General features: G+C 36.9%; 3 protein-coding genes. All 3 read right to left on the reverse strand.

Annotated features, from left to right (window positions below):
* A partial coding sequence (locus tag ABXH34_RS18645) for an RHS repeat-associated core domain-containing protein (RefSeq protein ID WP_353573397.1) occupies positions 1-343 on the reverse strand: 343 nt, incomplete at its 3' end.
* Positions 328-723: a UCP019853 family protein gene (locus ABXH34_RS18650; protein ID WP_353573395.1), complete on the reverse strand. Its 396-nt coding sequence runs from the start codon at positions 721-723 to the stop codon at positions 328-330. The genes ABXH34_RS18650 and ABXH34_RS18645, both read right to left, overlap by 16 nt.
* A gap of 141 nt (positions 724-864) precedes the next feature.
* Positions 865-2072: RHS repeat domain-containing protein (locus ABXH34_RS18655; RefSeq protein ID WP_353573396.1), on the reverse strand; the 1208-nt coding region annotated here is incomplete at its 5' end.

Below are 2072 nucleotides of genomic sequence, written 5' to 3' on the forward strand. Positions count from 1 at the left end.
ATTTCCCACAATATCTTGTTAAACCAAAAGGATCATTGTATTTAATAGGGTCTCCCATAACGTAAGCATACCGATTGAGAGATTGCCCATTTTCTATACCACCCAACAAAATATCCTGATTGATAAAGCGACGAAGGTCTGGAGAATAGAATCTGGCTCGCATGTAGTACAAGTCATTGGCATCAGTCATTACGCCGTACTGGCCATTAAACAAGAAAGGGGTGTCGTGTGTGGGTTGGGTGAGTAATTCACCAAATGGAGAGTACCAGGTTGCATTTTTTGGAATATAAACAACAATGCCTTTGTCAACGAAATATAATTTATGGTTTACTCTTCTAAAAATTCCACATCAATTCTATCAACTCTCAACTTAACAAACTTCCCTTCCAAGTCTCCATATTCAGCTAATAAAACTTCATCGGTTTCAAATTGAATTCCACAATCAACCATACCATCTTTCAGTTGTCCTTTAAGCCAGTAGGCAAAATAATCAAAACTTTCTCCAACTCTTTCAAAGCCAATATCTGATGTACCCTCAAGTTTTAAAACTTCATAATCATCAAAAATCATAAAATTAAAAGAAACCCAATATTGTTTTCTAGCATAAATTTTGTAAGGACAGATACTAGCGAAGCAAGTAAGCTCAATACCATTGATATTCAAGTTTACTTCTTCTTCAACATTCTCATCAATACTATTTAATAGCACAAAGTATTTGCTCATTACTGATTACTCATTAAGTAAGTGGAAATTATTATTTTCATATTGTGCCCATATAAGGAGGGAAGTAAAAGACTTTATTATCCATGCTTTACCCATTTTCAATAGGCACAATGACGAGTTTATTTTGTCAGATTGGCATTACTACTTGGAGCAATCACAACCTGAAGGGTTGATGGTTTTATCCTTGTTATCTCCATTTAGCGTTCTCCAAAAATCTTTTCCAGTTTTAGGATGTAAAGTTGTAATCTCACCCCGTTTGTTTGTTCCTACAAAAGCAAATGTAGACTCTCCTTTACTAGAATTTCTCATAAACTGCACATAGCCCGTTCTAATTTCACCTTTGTAATCATATTGGACTTCAATGCCAGTTTGTACTACGTCTCGTGCCATAGCCAAATATTCATCTGCTGATTGTGCTCCAAATCGTCTACCATGCTTATTAAAATGATCTAAGAATTTTTCTTGATTGGCAAAATCATAAGGTTTTCTTACAGTTTGTTTTAAGGCTAATTCTATAGCTTCAATAAGCTTTTTCTTTTGGAAGCCAACAACTAAAGAGCCACCTCCACTAGGTATAGCCATACAAATTGCAACAACATCAGAGCTAGTGTTGAATACATCTATGGCAAATAATATTCCCTCTATAGTTTGTTCACCAGTTGAGACAATTCCTTCTCCATTCCCAAACCCAGAATCATTAAATCCTTCAGAGTATTCACCACTGACATCTTCTAATCCAAACGGGTCAACTCGTGAGATAACTCTACCTCTCACATAAGCATATCGATTCAAACTCTGCCCATCAGCAATATTGCCTAATAAAATATCCTGATTGATAAAGCGACGAAGGTCTGGAGAATAGAATCTGGCTCGCATGTAGTACAAGTCATTGGCATCGGTCATTACGCCGTACTGGCCATTAAACAAGAAAGGCGTGTCGTGTGTGGGTTGGGTGAGTAATTCACCAAACGGTGAGTAATCAAACCGCTCAACCACTTTCCCATCCATATCAGTCAACGCAACAGTGCTACCTCTTAAATCATAATGATAAGTGAGATATTCACCATTGGTTTCCTCACCAATCAAGCCTAAGCCATAGACATAATAAGTTGTTTCACCATTTGGCTTAGTTCGGACTAGAGCTTGACTTAAATTAGGCTGAGAGTTGATGACATACTGCGTATCATTAACAGCAATGCGTTGATTTTCTGCATCATATTGATAACTCACATCACCTGCTTGCATCAAGAGATTACGTGAATTAAAGCTAAACTCAACGCTTTCACCACCTAACACCGCTTGCAATAAATTACCATCTTTATCAAATACAGTTGGGGTTTGCTGAACTT

Origin of the sequence: Candidatus Albibeggiatoa sp. nov. BB20, assembly GCA_016744725.1 — a bacterium.
Lineage (GTDB): Bacteria > Pseudomonadota > Gammaproteobacteria > Beggiatoales > Beggiatoaceae > Albibeggiatoa.